Below are 17,401 nucleotides of genomic sequence, written 5' to 3' on the forward strand. Positions count from 1 at the left end.
CGGCCCGTCCTGATCCGTCCGGGCCGGGCCGGGCCGGGCCCGGCCGTGCTCAACGCGCCGGCAGCAGGTACCCCAACTGCGAGACCGCCGGCCACAGTTCGTCCGCCAGCCGGGCCGCGCCCGCCACCGCACCGACGAACACCTCGGGCGCGCCCGCCGCGGCCACCAGCCCGCCCTTGGCCACCGTCGCCAGCCCGGCGACCAGCCCCGCCCCGGCCGCCGCCCAGATGCCCAGCGCGAGCAGCGCACCCGCGCCCAGCCCGGCCAGGAACAGCTCGCCCTCACGGGTGAACAGCCGTTGGTCGCGCTGCACCGCGGTGGCCAGTTCGGGGAGCAGCGTCGGCCCCAGCGTGCGGGCGCGCTGGCGGGCGGCGATCAGCCTGAGCATCGCCTCGCGGATCTTGTCGGGCAGTTGCACCGACCGCAGCGGCACCCGGTGGATGTGGTAGAGCACCAGCCCGTCGTAGCCGGGGCGCCCGTTCGCGGGCCGCGGGTGGTCCTTGAACTCCGCCCGGTTGGTGGGCCAGTAGCAGATCCAGTCGACGGAGGTCTCCCCGTTCGCCTCGGTGACGTTGAGCGGCATCGGCAGCACCATCAGCCCCGCGCCGAGCCGCCAGTCGGTGCCCGCGCCGACCACCGTGTCGGGCAGCTGCTTGACGGCGGTCTGCTGCATGACGGCCAGCCGGTTCCCGATCATCCGGCCGCACGGGTCCCGCAACACCGAGATCTTGCCCTGGAGTTCGCGGTAGGTGTCGAGGGCGCCGCCCTCGGTGCCGACCTCCAGGGCTTCCAGCCTCAGCTCCGGCACGTGGTTCTGGATGCCGAGCATGTCCGGTTTGAGCGCCCCGCCGGGGGTGAGCTCGCGGATCGCCTTGACCAGTTTGACCGCCGGGGTGCTCCGGTCCTTGAGCATCCGGGTGATCGCCTCGACCTTCGCCACCGGGAAGACGTTGCGCAGGTCCTCGGATAGCACCTGGAGCACCATCCGCAGTACCGGGTCCGGCGGCTGCTGGGTGAGCCTGGCGTAGGGCAGCGCGTCCTGCTGGTCGAGCCTGCCCCGGCCGGGCGTACCCCACCACTCGCCGATCCGGTCGAGCTGGAAGGTCACCCAGGTCGCGCCGGGGCGGGCCTCGAAGTCCGTCCCGAAGTGGTGGCGGACCCACAGTTCGGCGGCCAGGTACTCGAAGACCGTGGGCGGCTCCGCGCGTGGTGGGCCCAGCAGTTGGCAGGCGTCCTCGTCGCGCAGGAAGCTCACGACATGTCCTTGAGCGGGCTGCTGACGGCGATGTCGGTGCCGGAGGTCGGCGTGTACTCGTTCCACTCGGCGATCAGGGTGCCGCGCCGGCCCGGGCGGCGGACCGGGAACGGTGTCAGGGTGCCGTCATGGCGGTGGGTGAGGCCGGCCAGCAGCAGGTGCCGCCCGTCGTCCGGGACCCGCACCACCCGGGCGGTCTCCTGGATCCGGCGGTCGTCGTACTCGTCGACGAGCACGACGGCGTCCGCCTCGAAGCCCGCGCTGGACGCCACCGGCACCAGGACGGGCGCTCCCCCGGCGGCCGGTTCGACCGCGGCGGCGCAGGTGGTCACCACCTCGTCCTCCAGCAGCAGCGCGCTGCTGCCGGGGTTGGCCGGCGGGATGCCGGGGTAGTTCCGGTCGTCGTAGGCGGCGATCTCCCGGGCGATGGTGAGGTACGGGTGGTCGGCGGGCAGCGGGGCGCCGTGGAAGCCGCCTTCGGCGAAGCGCACCCAGGCCTCCTCCCAGCCCTTGCGCACGGTGAGCACCACCCGGGCGCTGCCCGCGCGCAGGAAGGCCTGCCGGTTGGCGTCGGGGTGGGTGATCCTGCTGACGAAGCCCCAGGCGGCGGGCGCGTCCCAGAAGTACGAGTAGAGGAAGGTGACGACGTTCTCCCACTCGATGGCCTGGTTGATGAAGGCCACCTCCGCCTCGTGCCCGAGCACGGCCGCCCAGGCCGCGGCGCTCACCCCGATCCCGCCGGTGTCGTCGCCGGGGAAGCCGGCGCCGTGGCGCAGCCGGTCGGGGTCGTTGCCGACGGAGGCCTTGAACGCGTCGACCACCTCCTGCGGCATCACGTGGTAGTCCACGCCGAGCAGGAAGCGCAGCACGCCCTTCATGACCTCGTCGCTCTCCTCGCGCCGGAGCGTGAGGGTGTCCACGCCGTTCAACCGGTCCCGCAGGGCGGCGGCGCGGGCGGCGAGGTCCTGCTGTTCGGCGTAGTACTTGGTCTGGGCGGCGTTGAACAGGGCCGACCAGACGCCGTTCTGCCACTGCCGCCGGGCCTCGTCGGTGGGTTCGACGACGGCCGTGAGGCTGAGCCAGGTCTGCCGGTTGTTGACCAGGTGGAAGCTCACCATGGACGGCCCGCCCGCGTGCCGCAGCAGCGCGCCGTTGGCCGGGTCGGCGAGGTCGACCGGGCCGTGGGAGCCGAACGGCTCGTTCCACTCGGGGATGGTGCTGCCGAGCACCTTGAGGTTGTAGTTGTAGTCGCCGGTGCGGCTCTCGGAGGCGAACTGGAACCAGAGGTTCTTGATCCAGTAGCCGTCCGGGACGGTGAGCGGCGGCGCGTCGTAGATGCCGGCGCCGTCGTTGTTCGGCGCGGTGGCGTTGACGTGGACGTCCGGGTGCGGGCCGGGGGCGAGCTGCACCACGGCGCCGTACCGCTCGGCGAGCACCAGGTAGTGCGGCTGGCTCTCGCCGGGGCGGACCTCCTCGGTGATGTCCGAGTGCGGCACGTCGAACTGGAACGGCCCCACCTTCGATTCCAGCGCGGCGAGTTCCGCGTAGGCCTCGCGCAGCGCGCCGGCCGGTTCGGGGATCGCCAGGTCGTAGGTGAGGCGCAGCCCGGAGCGGTAGAGCCGGACCCGCCACTTGCGCATCATGCTGAAGTAGTCGATCCGGATCGGGTCGGTGGGGCTGGCGTTCTTCAGCGTGCGGGTGGTGGTCTCCGAGGAGCCGGTGACGGTGGTCGTCGTGATGGTGACCTTGTGCTCCTGCTTGGTGCGGGAGGAGGCCTTCTGGGTGAGCGTGGTCGCGTGCTTGCGGCTGTCGGTGGCGGACTGGGAGTCGGAGTTCTGGCTGGTCATGCCGGAGGTGACGGAGCCGGAGATGAGCGGGATGCCGCCGGAGACGGTGCCGGTGACGTTGAACTGGTTGCTGTGCTGCAACTGGTTGGTGGTGGACTGGGAGAGTTCGGTGTTGTCGGTGACGCCGGTCTCGCTGACGTTCTCCAGCGTGTCGGTGACGATCGAGCTGAACTCCTTGGAGGTGACGGACCACTCCTTCTGGGAGACGGCCGTCTCCTCCAGCGGCGCGAGCGGGATGGTGGCGACGAGTTCGCCCCGCTCAATGCCGGCCGGGGCCATCTCCAGGCGTTCCAGGTTCATCATGCCGATCGGGGTGACGGCCGCGTTGTGGTCGTAGGCGGCGTTCGCGGCGGCGGCCCGGGCGGCCAGCGCCAGGCCCTCCTCGGTGCCCGCTGCCCGGCGCACCCGCTCCAGCGCGGCGCCGAGGGCGCGCAGCGCGGCGCCGTCGGCGGCGGCGAGGGCGGCGGCCCGCAGCGTGCGATCGGCCGGGGCGGCGGCGCAGGCGGCGAGCAGTTCCCAGGGCAGGTCCGCCGTCACCTGCTCGCGGACGGCGGCTACTTCGCCGAGGCGCAGGTCGAGTCCGCGCAGGTAGGCGTGCCCGGCGAAGGCCGGGCCGCGCTGCGGGCCGTCCACCCGGAGCGGGACGAGGGTGGCCTTCGGGATGCTGCGGGCCGCGTGGCCAAGCACCGGCGGCTGGCCGTCCGGCCACGGTGGTGTGGGCGGGGTCGGCGGTGCGGGTGTGTCCGGGAAGTGGTCGGGCATGGCGGTCCCCTCCGTCCGTCTGCTGCCCCGAGCCCTACCCGGCGCCGCCCGGGGGACGCGCCGCGCCCGAACGGCTCGCGGCGCACGGCGGGTTGCGAGGAAGTGCGGCAGGGCTGCCGGGCCCGCCCGCACGCCCCTCAGCGCGTGAGCGCCCGCGCGCCCCTCAAAGCGTGAGCGCCCGCACGCCCCTCAAAGCGTGAGCGCCCGCACGCCCCTCAGAGCGTGAGCGCCCGCGCCGACGCCCGGATCGGCGCCGGGAGTTCGGTGCCGCCGCGCAGATGGCGGTCCACCGCCGCGGCCGCCGCCCGCCCCTCGGCGATCGCCCACACGATCAGTGACTGCCCGCGCCCGGCGTCCCCGGCGACGAAGACGCCCGGCGCGCCGGTGGCGAAGTCGTCGTCCCGGGCCAGGGCGCCGTCCGGGCCGGTGGCGAGGCCGAGTTGGGCGATCAGCCCCTGGTCCGGCTCCGGGCCGCTGAAGCCCAGCGCGAGCAGCACCAGCTCGGCCGGGACGCTCCGCTCGGTGCCGGCCCGGGGGCTGCGGTCGGCCGGTTCGGCCTCGGCGAAGCGGACGGCGGCCAGCCGGCCGTCCGGTCCGGCCTCGAAGCCGAGCGTGGTCGCCGCGAACACCCGGGGCCCGGCCGCCGTGGCCCCCGACTCCTCGTGCGAGGTGGTCTCCCGGTACACCTTCGGGTGGACGGGCCAGGGCTGCCCCGGCGCCCGGCCCACCGGCGGGCACGGGTTGATGTCGAGCTGGGTGACGGAGGCCGCGCCCTGGCGCAGCGCCGTCCCCAGGCAGTCGGCCGCGGTGTCCCCGCCGCCGACGATCACCACGTGCCGGCCCTCGGCGGACACCGGCGGGGCCGCGCGGTCGCCCTCGTCGACCCGGTTCGCCCAGGTCAGGTAGTCGATCGCCTGGTGCACGCCGGGCAGGGCGCACCCCGGCACCGCCAGCTCCCGGCAGGCGGTCGCGCCGACCGCCACCACCAGCGCGTCGTACCCGGCCCGCAGTTCCCCGGCTGCGAGGTCCCGGCCGACGGACACCCCGGTGCAGAAGTCCGTGCCCTCGGCCCGCATCTGGTCGAGCCGCCGGTCCAGCCGGTGCTTCTCCAGCCGGAACGGCGGGATCCCGTAGCGCAGCAGCCCGCCCAGGCGGTCGGCCCGCTCGTACACCGTGGTGGCGTACCCGGCCCGGGTCAGCTGTTGCGCGGCGGCCAGGCCTGCCGGGCCCGACCCGACCACGGCCACCCGCCGCCCGGCGCTCCGCTCGGGCGGCTGCGGCAGGTCCCAGCCCTCTTCCCAGGCCCGGTCGGTGATCGCCAGCTCGACGTTCTTGATCGTCACCGCCGCGCCGTCGATCGCCAGCACGCACGCGCTCTCGCAGGGCGCCGGGCAGAGCCGTCCGGTGAACTCGGGGAAGTTGTTGGTCGCCAGCAGCCGGGCGGCGGCGGCCCGCCAGTCCGCGTCCGCCACCAGCCGGTTCCACTCCGGCACCAGGTTTCCCAGCGGGCAGGCGTGGTGGCAGAACGGCAGCCCGCAGTCCATGCAGCGGCCCGCCTGCCCGCCCACCACCGGCAGCGGCGCCCGTGGCCGGTACACCTCCCGGGAGTCCCCCAGCCGCTGCTGTGCGTCCCGCCGCTCGCGCTCGGCGCGCGGGGTGGTGAGGAAGGCCATCCGGTCTGCCATCGCGGCCTCCGGCGGGGTGTGCCGACAAGGACCCGGTGGCACCCCCGGCGGACACGCCACCGTGTGGCCACCGTACGCCCGTCCCCGGCGCTGCGAAAGCCGCAGCCGGTACGGCCACCGGCAGGGCCCGGACCCGCGGACCCAGGGACCCGACGGAGGCCGTCGCCCGGACCCGCCGGACGCCGCCGCGGGCGCGCCGGGGAGAATCGGGGCCATGACCCACACCGTGCTGATCGCCGAGGACGACCGGGCCATCCGCGACTCCCTCACCCGCGCCCTCCAGCTGGAGGGCTACCGGGTGAGCACCGCCGCGGACGGCGCGCAGACCCTGGCCGCCCTCACGGAGCAGCGCCCGGACCTGCTGGTGCTGGACGTGATGATGCCCGGCCCGGACGGCCTGGAGGTCTGCCGCCGCCTGCGCGCCGACGGCGACCGCACCCCGGTCCTGATGCTCACCGCCCGGGTCGAGGTCCCGGACCGGATCGCCGGGCTCGACGCCGGGGCCGACGACTACCTGGTCAAGCCCTTCGACGTGGACGAGCTGTTCGCCCGCCTGCGCGCCCTGCTGCGCCGCAACCCGCCCGAACCCGCCGGCGGCGGCGTCCTCGCGGTGGCCGACCTGCGGGTCGAGCCGCACGCCCGGCGGGCCTGGCGGGCCGGGCAGGAGCTGGAGCTCTCCCGGACCGAGTTCGACCTGCTGGAGCTGCTGACCCGGCACGCGGGCTCGGTGCTCGACCAGGCCACGGTGTACGAGCAGATCTGGGGCTACGACTTCGGCCCCGGCTCGAAGAACCTCGCGGTGTTCATCGGCTACCTGCGCCGCAAGCTGGACCGGCCCGGCCTGACACCGCTGATCCACACCGTCCGCGGCGTCGGCTACACGCTGCGCGAGTCGTGACCGGCCGTGGCCGGCCGCGGCTGCTGTGGCCGCGCCCGGGGCTGCGCACCACCGTCTCGCTCGCCTTCGCCGCGATGGCCGCCCTGGTCGCGGTGCTGATCGGCGCGCTCGGCTACCGCTCCGCCGCCCGGCTGATCCGGGACGACGAGGCCGCCGACTTCACCGCCGCCGTCCAGGCGGTGCACCAGCAGGTCGGCCGGGAGATGCTGTTCCCCGGCGACTTCAACGGCACGAGCGGCCTGAGCGAGGATCTGCTGCGCCCGATCCGGGTCACCTCGCAGTCCCTCGGCCCCGACGGGGAGGTGCTGCCCGGCACCGCCCGGATCGACCTCCGGCCGACCCCGGAGGACCGCTCCCTCGCCCGCTCCGACGCCCCCGGCCGGACCTCGTCCGGGTTTCGGCCCGTGCACGGCGACACCTACCGGGTGGCCGTGGTCTCGCTCGGCGGCGGCCGCGGCGCGGTCCAGATCGCCCAGCAACTGGGCCCCACCGAGCACCTGTTGGCGACGCTGCGGATCCGTACCGGGGTGTCGGTGGCGGTGGTCGCGGTGCTCGCGGGCGGGGCCGGCTGGCTGCTCGCCCGGCGGATCACCGGCCGGCTGGTCCGGCTCACCGACGCGGCCGAACTCGTCGCCGCCAGCGGACGGTTGGACGTTCCGGTGCCGGCCGCCGGGACGGACGAGGTCGGCCGGCTCGGCCGGGCCTTCGACCGGATGCTGGGCCGGCTCGCCACGGCGAAGGAGAACCAGCGCCGACTCGTCCAGGACGCCGGGCACGAGCTGCGCACCCCGTTGACCAGCCTGCGCACCAACCTCTCGGTCCTGCCCAGCCTGGACCGCCTGCCGCCCGCCGAACAGGAAGCACTGATGGCCGATCTGGCCGAGGAGGCACGGGAGTTGACGCTGCTGGTGGAGGAGCTGGTGGCGCTCGCCGCGGACCGGAAGGCCGACGAGGAACCGACCGAACTGGTGCTGGCCGAGCTGGTGCGCGAGGCCGCCGCACAGGCCCGGCGGCGCAGCGGCCGGGAGATCACCGTGGACGCCGACGACACGGTGGTCACGGCCCGCCCGGACGCGCTGGCCCGGGCGGTGGGCAACCTGCTGGACAACGCCGCCAAGTTCGACCCGGCCGGGACGGCCCCGATCGAGGTGGTGGTGCGCGGCCGCCGGGTCGAGGTGCGCGACGGCGGGCCGGGGATCGACGAGGCCGACCTCTCCCGGGTCTTCGACCGCTTCTACCGGGCCACCGCCGCGCGCAGCCTGCCCGGTTCGGGGCTGGGCCTGGCCATCGTGCACGAGGTGGCCGGCTCGCACGGCGGCGAGGCCTTCGCCGCCAACCGGGACGGCGGCGGCGCCGTGATCGGCTTCACCCTCGGCCCGTAGGGCGTGTCCTCGAAACCGCCGTCCGCACAACGCCGCCGGGCCCCGGGCGCGCAGCAGCGCCCGGGGCCCGGGGCCCGGGGCCCGGCGTCACGTCGGCCGCCGTGAGACCGCCGTCAAACCGTCGTCAGAGCGCCGCGAGCAGCCCGCGTCCGAGCCAGTCGGCGTTGTCCTTCACGCCCGGCAGGACGAAGAAGTACCCGCCGCCGGTCGGCGAGATGTAGTCGACCAGCGGCTCGTCGATGAGCCGGGTCTGGGTGGCCTCGAACTGCCGCACCACGTCCTGCTGGTAGCAGCAGAACACCAGGCCCATGTCCAGGTTGCCGGCCTTGTCGACGCCCCGGTCGTAGTTGAAGCCGCGGCGCAGGATGCGCGAGGTGTCGGTGTCGGCGGTGCGCGGGTTGGCGAGCCGGATGTGCGCCTTGAGCGGGATCGCCTTGCCCTCCGGGTCCTTGCCGTAGTCCGGCGCGTCGGTCTCCTGGCGGCCGTCCAGCGGCGCGCCGGTGTCGCGGCGGCGGCCGAACATCTTCTCCTGCTCGGCGAGGGTGACGCGGTCCCAGAACTCGATCAGCATCCGGATGATCCGGATCACCTGGTAGCTGCCGCCGGTCGCCCAAGCGGGCTCGCCCAGTCCGTCGGTGACCCAGATCAGCCGGTCCATCTCGCGGGCGGAGGTGGTGTCGGGGTTGACTATGCCGTCCTTGAAGCCGAGCAGGTTGCGCTGGGCGCCGTCCGGGCGGGACTCGTTCTGGAAGCCGTCGATCCGCCAGAGGATCTGCATCGCGCCGCGGGTGTGCCGGGTGATGTCGCGCAGCGCGTGCAGCACGGTGTCCTGGCGGTCGGCGCAGATCTGCAGCGAGAGGTCGCCGTGGAGTTCGGCGGCCTGCAGATTGTCGTTGGGGAAGGTCTTCATCGGGGCCAGCTTGGTCGGCTTGGCCTTGGCCAGCCCGTACCGGTCGTCGAACAGCGAGGCGCCGACGCCGACCGTGACGGTCAGGTTGTCGGTGGGCACGGTGGGGCCGAGGATGCCGCTGTCGGCGGGCGGCGCGCCGACGCCGAGGTCGGGCGGGGTGCCGCCGGCGGTGAGGAAGCGGATCCGCTCGGTCAGGGTCTTGAGGAGGTCCTCCAGGCCCTTGCGGTCCTGGGCTATCACCTGGCAGGACAGGAAGGCCGCGTAGCCGGGGGCCGGGGTGGTGACGCCGGCCTGGTGGTCGCCGTGGAACGGCACGGCCCCGCTCTTCGCCTGGCGGCTGTCCCCGGCGGAGGCCGGGCCGGCGGCCAGGGTGAACGCCCCGCCTGCCAGGACGGCCGCCCCGGCGCCGGCGCCGAGGGCGGTCCGGACGAAGCTGCGGCGGGCCGGGCCGGCCGGGCAGCCGCCCTCGGCGACGGCCGGGGCGGGCGCGGCGGCGTGCGGGAACGGGCAGGAGCCTCCGGTGGCGGCGGTGTGGTCGGTCATCAGGCGGCCTTCCGGATCTCGAGCAGGGCGGGGATGGGGGCGAGGTCTTCGAGCAGCTGGCCGGTGGCGCCGTTGAGCTGGCGGCGGGCGTCGGCGGGGAGCTGCTCCAGCGCGGTCCAGCCCTCGGGCTTGTGGGCGGCGGCGACCAGGTCGCCGACCCGCTTCATCCCGGCGTCGACGCGGGTGAGCAGCTGCGGGTCGCGCTCGTCGAGCAGCGGCTGCAGGACGGTCAGCAGTTCCCGGGTGCCGGCCAGGTTGGCCTGGGTGGTGGCCAGGTTGGTGCCGCTGCCCTGGTCGGTGTCGCCGGTGAGCTCGAACTGGAGGGTGTTCTCCAGGATCTCGTGGGCGCGCAGCGGGAGGTCTCCGGGGTCGAAGTCCTGGCCGGGGAAGTCCTGCCCGAGCTTGGCGACATCGGCGGCCAGTTGGTCGGCGACGGGCGTCAGGTCGGCGGCGGACTGGCCGTGCCAGAGGCCGTACTCCAGGCGCAGGAAGCCGGTGAAGTCCTTGTCCTGGGCCTTGTCGGCGAGCCCGTCGGGCCGGCCGTCGATCTTGCCGTCGAGGTCGGCGAAGGTGCCGTAGGCGGCGCCGAGCGAGGCGTACTGGAGGTGGGCGGTGAGCCAGTCGGCCTTGGCGGTGGCGAGGTCGCCGCCGTGGACGTCGGCCTGGAGCTTCTGGGTCTGCGTCAGCAGGGTCGCGAGGCCCTTGTTGACGTAGTCCTTGTAGGCGTCGAGCGGGCCCTTGAGGTCGTCCTCGGCGACCGGCTTGACGGCCTTGACCTGGCCGCCGCCAGTGACGTGCACGGCGGCCGAGGTGACGGAGGTGCCGCCGGTGGGCACGCAGCGCCAGGCGTAGTCGCCGGAGCCGATGGTCGCGGTCAGCGCGCGGGTGGTGCCGGGGGCCAGGCCCTCGATCTCGCCGTAGACGGCGCCGCTGGCCGGGTTGACCAGGTAGACCTCGGAGACCTTGTCGCCGGTGTTGTGCATCTGGAACACCTGCTGGCCGGGCAGCGGGGTGCTGAAGCCCTTGCCGCACTCCTGCTCGGAGACGGACACGGTGGCGGAGCTGCTCTGCTTGCCGTCGCTGACCGCGATCACGGCCCCGGCGATCACCACCGGCACCGCGACCAGCGCGGTCGGCACGGCCCAGCGCGGCCGTCCGGACCGCACCGGCCCGGCGGCCTCGGGCGCGGCCGCCCCGGCCTTCTCGCCCTGCGCCGTCTCCTCGCCCTGTGCTGCCTCCCCGCCCTGCGCCGCCTTCCCGGGGGCCGGAGCGGTCTTGCCGCCGCGGACGCCCTCGACGAACAGCGTCATCACGATGCACAGGTAGGCGAGGTAGCCGACGACCTGGAGGACCGTCATGGTGACGGTCAGGTTGAGGGTGCCCTGCACCAGCGTGGCGTACCAGGAGGAGGCGTCCAGGTGGCCGCTCAGGTCGAACGCGTACGAGCTGCCGCCGCCGACCAGCCCGGACTCCTGCAGGTCGCGCAGGCCGTAGCCGAGCACGCCCGCCGCGACCACGATCAGGCCGGCGCCGGTGATGGTGAAGAACCGGGTGAGGTTCATCTTCAGCGCCCGCCGGTACAGGCCCCAGCAGAGGCCGGCCGAGAGCACCAGGCCGACGGCCGCGCCGAGCAGCGGCCCGGTGGACTCCCCGGCGGTGCGCACGTTGGTCCACAGGAAGAGCGAGGTCTCCAGGCCTTCGCGGCCGACGGCCAGGAAGCTGGTGAGCACCAGCGCGCCGGCGCCCATCGCCAGCGAGGCCTGGACCTTCTCCTTCAGCTCGGCGGAGAGGGTGCGCGCCGAGCGGCGCATCCAGAACACCATCGCGGTGACGAAGCCGACCGCGATCAGGCTCAGCACCCCGCCGAACGCCTCCTGGGCGTGGCCGGAGAGGTTGGCGGCGGTGAAGGTGAGCACCGCGCCGAAGCTGAGGCTGAGCGCGATCGCCGCCGCGACGCCGGTCCACACCTGCGGCAACCGGGCCTTGTGCCCGAACCGGACGAGCGTGGCGACCAGGATCGACACGATCAGTCCGGCTTCCAGACCTTCGCGCAGCCCGATCAGAAAGCTGGGAAACGCCTCATCCCACATGCAGCGGGCTCCTCCCCCGGTCACCCCGGGTCGTACCTGAACTCGGCGGCCCGCCGCGGGTGGCGGCGGCGCGGCACAGCCGAACGCCCCGGACACGAGGGTCCGGGGCGCTTCGACTTAGCTTAGGCAAACCTTAGAGCCGTCGTGGTCAACAGCACCCCCCGTTCAGGTAAGGGTTCGGTATGAGGGCTGCCGAGCCGGCCCGGCTCAGCCCCACCACTGCTCCGGCACCGTCTCCGGCTCCGCCGGCACCGCCACCGGCGCGGCGGCGGGCGTCACCAGCAGCTCGCCGCAGCCCGTCTCGGCGACCAGGTAGCCGCACTCGCGCAGCACGACGGCGGCCGCACCGCTGACCGCCTCGCGCGCTCCCCGGGAGGGCGGCCCGTCCGGCCCCTCCCCCGGCGACCAGCCGACCGCCACCCCCGGCGGCCGATGGCCGATCCGCAGCAGGGACGGGCCCGGCCCGGCGTCGATCCCGGCGCGGGCGAGGGCCGCGGTGACGTCCTCGAAGAGTTCAGGGTGATCCACCATTGGCGCAGCGTAGGCCCGGGATCGCGCGACCTCCGGACGCGGCGCGCGCCGAAACGGTTCAGCGGCACCCGGGCGCAGCACCGCCACCCGTCCGGCGGCCGATCAGGCGCCAGGACCCCCCGTACGGACCGACACGAGCGGCCGTACGGACCGATGGACGTGCACAGTCGGCCCCCTGCCGACAGCATGACAGAGTAAGCGCTCCATCACCCTGAGCAACGGGCCAGTGGGTCACCCGCTCCGCGTGCCGGTTCAGCCGGCGGGCCCGTATCGAGAGGTCCCATGATCACAACACTTCGCCGGCCGGCGTCTTTGCCGGCGGGCCTCCAGCCCGGCACGCCGAGGACGCCGGGGAGCCCGTCGTGAGAACCGACCAGCAGTCGCAGCCGGGACCGGTGACCAGCACGCGCGCCAACCCCGCGAACAAGGCCGAGGCCCTGGCCGACTGGACCGACGGCCGGGTCGGCATCTACTCCCTGGCCAAGGCCAATCTGCGCAAGATCTTCCCGGACCACTGGTCCTTCATGCTGGGCGAGATCGCGCTCTACACCTTCGTCATCATCATCATCACCGGCGTCTGGCTGACCCTCTTCTTCAAGCCGAGCATGGGCGAGGTCATCTACGACGGCTCGTACGTCCCGCTCAAGGGCATCCAGATGTCGGAGGCCTACGCCTCGACCATCGACATCAGCTTCGAGGTGCGCGGCGGCCTGCTGATGCGCCAGGTCCACCACTGGGCGGCGATCGTGTTCGTCGCCTCGATGCTGACGCACATGATGCGCGTCTTCTTCACCGGCGCGTTCCGCAAGCCCCGCGAGATCAACTGGGTCTTCGGCGCGCTGCTGCTGTTCCTCGGCATGTTCGACGGCTTCATGGGCTACTCGCTGCCGGACGACCTGCTCTCCGGCACCGGCATCCGCTTCATGGAGGGCGCCGTCCTGGCCGTGCCGATCGTCGGCTCGTACCTGCAGTTCTTCATGTTCGGCGGCGAGTTCCCCGGCCAGGACATCGTGCCGCGGCTGTTCACCGTGCACGTGCTGCTGATCCCGGGGGTCATGGTGGGCCTGCTCGCGGCGCACCTGATCCTGGTCTTCTACCACAAGCACACCCAGTTCGCCGGGCCCGGCCGGACCAACGACAACGTGGTCGGCATGCCGCTGATGCCGGTCTACATGGCCAAGGCCGGCGGATTCTTCTTCCTGGTCTTCGGCGTGGTCGCGTTCATGTCGGCGATCGCCACCGTCAACCCGATCTGGGCCTACGGCCCCTACCGGCCCGACCAGGTGTCCACCGACGCCCAGCCGGACTGGTACATGGGCTTCTCCGAGGGCCTGGTGCGCGTGATGCCCGGCTGGGAGATCAGCGTCTGGGGCGGCCACACCCTGAACCTCGGGGTGTTCGTCCCGCTGATGGTCTTCCCGACCGTGCTGCTGATCATCTGGTGCTACCCGTTCCTGGAGGCCTGGGTCACCGGGGACCGCGGCGAGCACCACATCGCCGACCGGCCGCGCAACGCACCGGTGCGCACGGCCGTCGGCGCGGCCTGGATCGGCCTCTACCTGATCCTGCTGGCCGGCGGCGGCAACGACCTGCTCGCCACCCACTTCCAGCTGTCGATCAACGCGATCACCTACGCGGTGCGCACCGGCTTCTTCGTCGTGCCGGTGGTCGTCTTCGTGGTCACCAAGCGGTGGTGCCTGGGCCTGCAGCGGCGCGACAAGGAGAAGGTCCTGCACGGCCGGGAGACCGGCGTCATCAACCGGCTCCAGCACGGCGAGTTCGTCGAGGTGCACGCGCCGCTCCCGCCGGGCCGGATGTTCACCCTCACCGCGCACGAGCAGCCGCAGCCGGAGGACCTGCCGCCGGAGGTGGATGAGAACGGGGTGGTCCGCAAGGCCGGGCTGTTCGCCCGGGCGAGGGCCAAGCTGTCCCGCGGCTTCTACGGCGAGGGCAGCCAGATCGCCAAGCCCACCGCCGAGGAGCACCGGGAGATCAGCAGCGGCCACGGCCACCACTGATCCCCGCGCACGCCCGAGGGCCCGCTGCGCCGTCATCGGCGCGGCGGGCCCTCGGGCGTGCCGGCGGATCGGCCCGGCTCAGGTCTCAGGCCTCAGGCCCGCAGGGCCGCCGGGACGACGGCGAACAGCGCCGCCGCCAGGGTGACGGAGAGGCAGAGCGCGGCCCAGCGGGCGCAGATCCGGCGGCACTCGCTGCGGTAGCGGGCGGCCAGCCGGCGGCAGCGCTCGACGGCGCGGTCGACGACCTCCTCGGCGTAGCGCAGGCGGTCGGCGGCGTAGGCCTGCTCCAGGCTCTCCCGCTCCGCGGCGGGCAGCCACGGGAACTGCCCGGCGAAGGCCCGGGCGTCCCGTTCGGCCGCCGCCACCTCGGCCTCCCAGGCGAGATAGCCCTCCAGCCGGGCGATCTCCGCCCGGGCGTTCACCCGGCCGCCCCCGGCGGGCCGGCCCTGCCGAGGGGTCCGCGCTCCCGGCGGACGCTGTCTGCCACCCATGACCGCTCCTCATGTCCTGTCGAGGCGTGCTGTCGGGACGCCCTGTCGAACCGTCCCGCCGAACCGGCGCGGGAGACCGCTCCGCAACCAGGCCACTACTATCAGTGACCACACGGGCGGGCAGGGCGACTCGCCGAGCCGCCGCGCGACTCCTCGCAACCCCGCCGGGCCGGCTCCGCCCCGGAGTGTCGGCTCCGAAAAAGTTGCGTGCCACGCACTCTTGCGCGGCCCGCAGGTTTCCGGGGAGAGTGGTGGGCATGACGAAGAGTCAGATCGGTCTGCGGGAACGGAAGAAGGCCGCGACCCGGGAGGCACTGAGCTGGGCCGCACTGCGCCTGGCGGTGGAACGGGGCCTGGAGAACGTCCGGGTGGAGGACATCGCGGCCGCGGCCGGGGTGTCACCGCGCACCTACAACAACTACTTCTCCAGCAAGGCCGAGGCCATCGTCTCCCGGCACTGCGACCGCATCCGGCTCGTCGGCGAGGCGCTGCGCGAGCGGCCCTTGGCCGAACCTCTCTGGGAGGCGCTCACCCGGGCCACCCTCGCACCCTTCGACGGCGCGGCGGAGCAGCCGGACCCGCGGTGGACCGCCGCGGTGCGGCTACTGCTGCGCGAACCGGCCCTCCAGGCCGAGCTGGCCCGCGCCGGCGCGGACGCCGAGGCCGGGCTCGCCGCGGCGGTGGCCGCCCGGACCGGGGCCGACCCCGGCGGCCTCCACCCCAGACTGGTCGCCGCCGGCGTCCTGGCCGCGCTCAGGGCGGCCAGCGACGTATGGCTGCGCGCCGACCCGCCGGTACCGCTGCAACCGCTCCTGGCGGAGGCGCTGCGGCAGCTGGCGGCCGGCCTCCCCGAACCGTCGTCCTCGTGAACTCACCGTCGCACAGGGGGATCTACCATGACCCACGATGTCATCATCGCCGGCGCCGGCCCGAACGGGCTGATGCTGGCCTGCGAACTGGCGCTGGCCGGAGTCCGGCCGGTGGTGCTGGACCGGCTGGCCGAACGCTCGTCGGAACAGAAGGCGAACGGGCTGGTCGGTCAGGTGATCCGGCTGCTGGACCACCGCGGCCTATACGAGCGGCTCGGCGGCCCGGGCGCCCCGGCCCCGGTGCCCCGCTTCGTGTTCGGCGCGTTCCCGCTGGACCTCCGGGAGCTCGACGGCAACCCGCTGTACGCCCTGCCGGTGCCGCAGCACCGGATCGAGCAGGCCCTGGCGGAGCGGGCCCGCGAACTCGGCGTCACCGTGCACCACGGCCGCGAGGTCACCGGCCTGACCCAGGACGAGGCGGGGGTGACCGTCGAGGTCCACGGACCGGACGGGCCGCAGCGGCTGCGCGCCCGCTACCTGGTCGGCGCCGACGGCGGCCGCAGCACCGTCCGCAAGCTGGCCGGGATCGGCTTCCCCGGGGTCACCTCGCCCGACCCCGTCGCGCGCATCGCCCACGTGCGCCCGCCCGAGGGGCTGCAGGTGCTCGACACCGGCGAGGTCCTGCTGCCCGGCTGCCCGACGCCGTTCCGCCCGTTCACCCACACCCGCACCGCGCACGGGGTGTTCGTGCTCGCCCCGATGGGCCCGGAACTCGCCATGATGGCCACCATGGAGTGGGACGGCCCGCCCGTCGACGAGACCGTGCCGGCCACGCTGGACGAACTGCGCGCCAGCGTCCGCCGGGTGACCGGCGCCGACCTGCCGCTCGCCCCGGCCGGCACGCCCGGCGCGCACACCCCGCGCCGCCAGGTCGGGCACAACACCCGGCTCGCCGAGCGCTACCGCGAGGGCCGGGTGCTGCTGGTCGGCGACGCCGCGCACGTGCACGCCGCCACCGGCGGTCCGGGCCTCAACCTCGGCCTCCAGGACGCCGCGAACCTCGGCTGGAAGCTGGCCGCCGACCTCCAGGGCTGGGCCCCGCCCGGCCTGCTGGACAGCTACCACCGCGAGCGGTACCCCGTCGGCGAACGGGTCTTCATGCACTCGCAGGCCCAGATGGCCCTGATGTCCCCGGGCCCGGCCGTCACCGCCCTGCGCGCCCTGTTCGGCGAACTGCTCGCGTACCAGGACAACCTCGGGCGGATCGCCGCGCTCATGGCGGGCAGCGACGTCCGGTACGACACCGACTGCCCGCACCCGCTCGCCGGCGGCTTCGCGCCGGACCTCCCGCTGACCACCGCCGCCGGCCCCACCCGGCTCGCCGAACTGGCCCGCAGCGGCCGGGCCCTGCTGCTCGACCTCGCGGGGGGCTCACCACGGCTCGCCGACCTCGCGGCCGGCTGGAAGGGCCGGGTGGACGTGCTCACGGCCGACTGCCCGCAACCGCCCGCCGGCGCGCTGCTGGTGCGCCCGGACGGCTACGTCGCCTGGGCCGCCGCTCCCGGGGAGGAGGATCCGGACGGGCTGCTGCGCGCGCTGCACGCCTGGTTCGGCGAACCGGACTCCGCCCGCTGCTGAGCACCCGCACCCGGACGCCCCACCGGCCCCGGTCGGGGCGGCCGGGGCCGGGGGGAGAGAATGGACCGCATGTCCCCACGTCGCCCCGCGCCCCGCGCCGCCGCCTCCGCGCCCCGGCTGCTGCCCTCCTCCCCCTGCCCCTGCGGCCTGCCCGCCGCCTACGGCGACTGCTGCGGGCGGCTGCACCGCGGCCAGACGGCGGCCACCACCGCCGAGTCCCTGATGCGCTCGCGGTACAGCGCCTTCGCCGCCCAGGACGAGGCGTACCTGCTGCGCACCTGGCACCCGGACACCCGGCCCGCCGAGGTGGACTTCGACCCGGCGCTGCGCTGGACCGGCCTGGAGGTGGTGTCCACCACCGAGGGCGGCGCCTTCCACGCGGAGGGCACGGTCGCCTTCCGGGCGCACTGGACCGAGGGCCGCGAGCAGGGCGTGCTCACCGAGCACAGCCGGTTCGTCCGGCACGAGGGCGCCTGGGTGTACCTCGACGCACTCTCGCTCAGCTGACCCTCGGGGTCCTCGGGGTCCTCGGGGTCCTCGGG

13 protein-coding genes are annotated in these 17,401 nt (G+C 74.3%); 6 read left to right on the forward strand and 7 right to left on the reverse strand.

Features of this window, described 5'->3' with window-relative positions:
• Positions 1–49: 49 nt before the first annotated feature.
• The 3 genes from A6F73_RS01430 to A6F73_RS01440 all read right to left on the reverse strand — a co-directional run bounded on the left by A6F73_RS01430 (position 50) and on the right by A6F73_RS01440 (position 5,549).
• Positions 50–1,255 (reverse strand): hypothetical protein, encoded by a 1,206-nt coding sequence (locus tag A6F73_RS01430; protein ID WP_063346052.1) that lies wholly within the window; start codon positions 1,253–1,255, stop codon positions 50–52.
• On the reverse strand, positions 1,252–3,864 hold the full coding sequence (locus tag A6F73_RS01435) for a hypothetical protein (RefSeq protein WP_208869035.1): 2,613 nt from the start codon (positions 3,862–3,864) through the stop codon (positions 1,252–1,254). The genes A6F73_RS01430 and A6F73_RS01435 overlap by 4 nt, the downstream gene beginning before the upstream one ends.
• A gap of 215 nt (positions 3,865–4,079) precedes the next feature.
• Complete coding sequence (locus A6F73_RS01440; protein ID WP_063346053.1) at positions 4,080–5,549, reverse strand: glutamate synthase subunit beta; 1,470 nt, start codon at positions 5,547–5,549, stop codon at positions 4,080–4,082.
• 214 nt (positions 5,550–5,763) lie between these two features.
• Between A6F73_RS01440 and A6F73_RS01445 the strand changes: the two genes are divergently transcribed.
• Together A6F73_RS01445 and A6F73_RS01450 are read left to right on the forward strand one after the other, a co-directional pair.
• Positions 5,764–6,447 carry a response regulator transcription factor gene (locus A6F73_RS01445; RefSeq protein WP_063346054.1) on the forward strand — a complete coding sequence of 228 codons (684 nt, stop codon included), beginning with the start codon at positions 5,764–5,766 and terminating at the stop codon, positions 6,445–6,447.
• The gene (locus tag A6F73_RS01450; RefSeq protein ID WP_063346055.1) at positions 6,444–7,829 is read left to right on the forward strand and encodes a HAMP domain-containing sensor histidine kinase; all 1,386 of its coding nucleotides are present in this window, start codon (positions 6,444–6,446) and stop codon (positions 7,827–7,829) included. Before A6F73_RS01445 ends, A6F73_RS01450 begins: the two co-directional genes overlap by 4 nt.
• Positions 7,830–7,953: 124 nt before the next feature.
• Here the strand turns inward: A6F73_RS01450 and efeB are convergent, their stop codons facing one another.
• The 3 genes from efeB to A6F73_RS01465 all read right to left on the reverse strand — a co-directional run bounded on the left by efeB (position 7,954) and on the right by A6F73_RS01465 (position 11,903).
• Positions 7,954–9,282 carry an iron uptake transporter deferrochelatase/peroxidase subunit gene (gene efeB, locus A6F73_RS01455; protein ID WP_079135342.1) on the reverse strand — a complete coding sequence of 443 codons (1,329 nt, stop codon included), beginning with the start codon at positions 9,280–9,282 and terminating at the stop codon, positions 7,954–7,956.
• Positions 9,282–11,372: an iron uptake transporter permease EfeU gene (gene efeU, locus A6F73_RS01460; RefSeq protein ID WP_063346056.1), complete on the reverse strand. Its 2,091-nt coding sequence runs from the start codon at positions 11,370–11,372 to the stop codon at positions 9,282–9,284. Before efeU ends, efeB begins: the two co-directional genes overlap by 1 nt.
• Positions 11,373–11,579: 207 nt before the next feature.
• Positions 11,580–11,903, reverse strand: coding sequence for a hypothetical protein (locus A6F73_RS01465; protein WP_063346057.1), 324 nt, complete (start codon positions 11,901–11,903; stop codon positions 11,580–11,582).
• Between the two features lie 395 nt (positions 11,904–12,298).
• Here A6F73_RS01465 and A6F73_RS01470 point away from each other — a divergent pair, with 395 nt between their 5' ends.
• Positions 12,299–13,921, forward strand: a complete 1,623-nt coding sequence (locus A6F73_RS01470) for a ubiquinol-cytochrome c reductase cytochrome b subunit (RefSeq protein ID WP_063350853.1) — start codon at positions 12,299–12,301, stop codon at positions 13,919–13,921.
• A 92-nt stretch (positions 13,922–14,013) separates the two neighbouring features.
• On the opposite strand, the gene A6F73_RS01475 is transcribed toward A6F73_RS01470, so the two are convergent.
• Complete coding sequence (locus A6F73_RS01475; protein ID WP_159398309.1) at positions 14,014–14,412, reverse strand: cytochrome C oxidase subunit I; 399 nt, start codon at positions 14,410–14,412, stop codon at positions 14,014–14,016.
• A gap of 257 nt (positions 14,413–14,669) precedes the next feature.
• On the opposite strand from A6F73_RS01475, the gene A6F73_RS01480 reads away from it, so the two are divergent.
• The 3 genes from A6F73_RS01480 to A6F73_RS01490 all read left to right on the forward strand — a co-directional run bounded on the left by A6F73_RS01480 (position 14,670) and on the right by A6F73_RS01490 (position 17,366).
• Complete coding sequence (locus A6F73_RS01480) at positions 14,670–15,281, forward strand: TetR family transcriptional regulator (protein WP_063346059.1); 612 nt, start codon at positions 14,670–14,672, stop codon at positions 15,279–15,281.
• Between the two features lie 27 nt (positions 15,282–15,308).
• Positions 15,309–16,859: an FAD-dependent monooxygenase gene (locus tag A6F73_RS01485; protein WP_063346060.1), complete on the forward strand. Its 1,551-nt coding sequence runs from the start codon at positions 15,309–15,311 to the stop codon at positions 16,857–16,859.
• A 69-nt stretch (positions 16,860–16,928) separates the two neighbouring features.
• Positions 16,929–17,366: a YchJ family metal-binding protein gene (locus tag A6F73_RS01490; RefSeq protein ID WP_063350854.1), complete on the forward strand. Its 438-nt coding sequence runs from the start codon at positions 16,929–16,931 to the stop codon at positions 17,364–17,366.
• Positions 17,367–17,401 lie beyond the last annotated feature (35 nt).

The sequence above is a fragment of the Streptomyces sp. MJM8645 genome (assembly GCF_001625365.1).
Taxonomy (GTDB): domain Bacteria; phylum Actinomycetota; class Actinomycetes; order Streptomycetales; family Streptomycetaceae; genus Kitasatospora.

Coding starts and splice junctions, on each gene's coding strand:
- A6F73_RS01480 (WP_063346059.1), top strand. CDS start 14,670: ATGACGAAGAGTCAGATCGGTCTGCGGGAACGGAAGAAGGCCGCGACC.
- A6F73_RS01440 (WP_063346053.1), bottom strand. CDS start 5,549: ATGGCAGACCGGATGGCCTTCCTCACCACCCCGCGCGCCGAGCGCGAG.
- A6F73_RS01435 (WP_208869035.1), bottom strand. CDS start 3,864: ATGCCCGACCACTTCCCGGACACACCCGCACCGCCGACCCCGCCCACA.
- A6F73_RS01465 (WP_063346057.1), bottom strand. CDS start 11,903: ATGGTGGATCACCCTGAACTCTTCGAGGACGTCACCGCGGCCCTCGCC.
- A6F73_RS01475 (WP_159398309.1), bottom strand. CDS start 14,412: ATGGGTGGCAGACAGCGTCCGCCGGGAGCGCGGACCCCTCGGCAGGGC.
- A6F73_RS01490 (WP_063350854.1), top strand. CDS start 16,929: ATGTCCCCACGTCGCCCCGCGCCCCGCGCCGCCGCCTCCGCGCCCCGG.
- A6F73_RS01485 (WP_063346060.1), top strand. CDS start 15,309: ATGACCCACGATGTCATCATCGCCGGCGCCGGCCCGAACGGGCTGATG.
- efeU (WP_063346056.1), bottom strand. CDS start 11,372: ATGTGGGATGAGGCGTTTCCCAGCTTTCTGATCGGGCTGCGCGAAGGT.
- efeB (WP_079135342.1), bottom strand. CDS start 9,282: ATGACCGACCACACCGCCGCCACCGGAGGCTCCTGCCCGTTCCCGCAC.
- A6F73_RS01445 (WP_063346054.1), top strand. CDS start 5,764: ATGACCCACACCGTGCTGATCGCCGAGGACGACCGGGCCATCCGCGAC.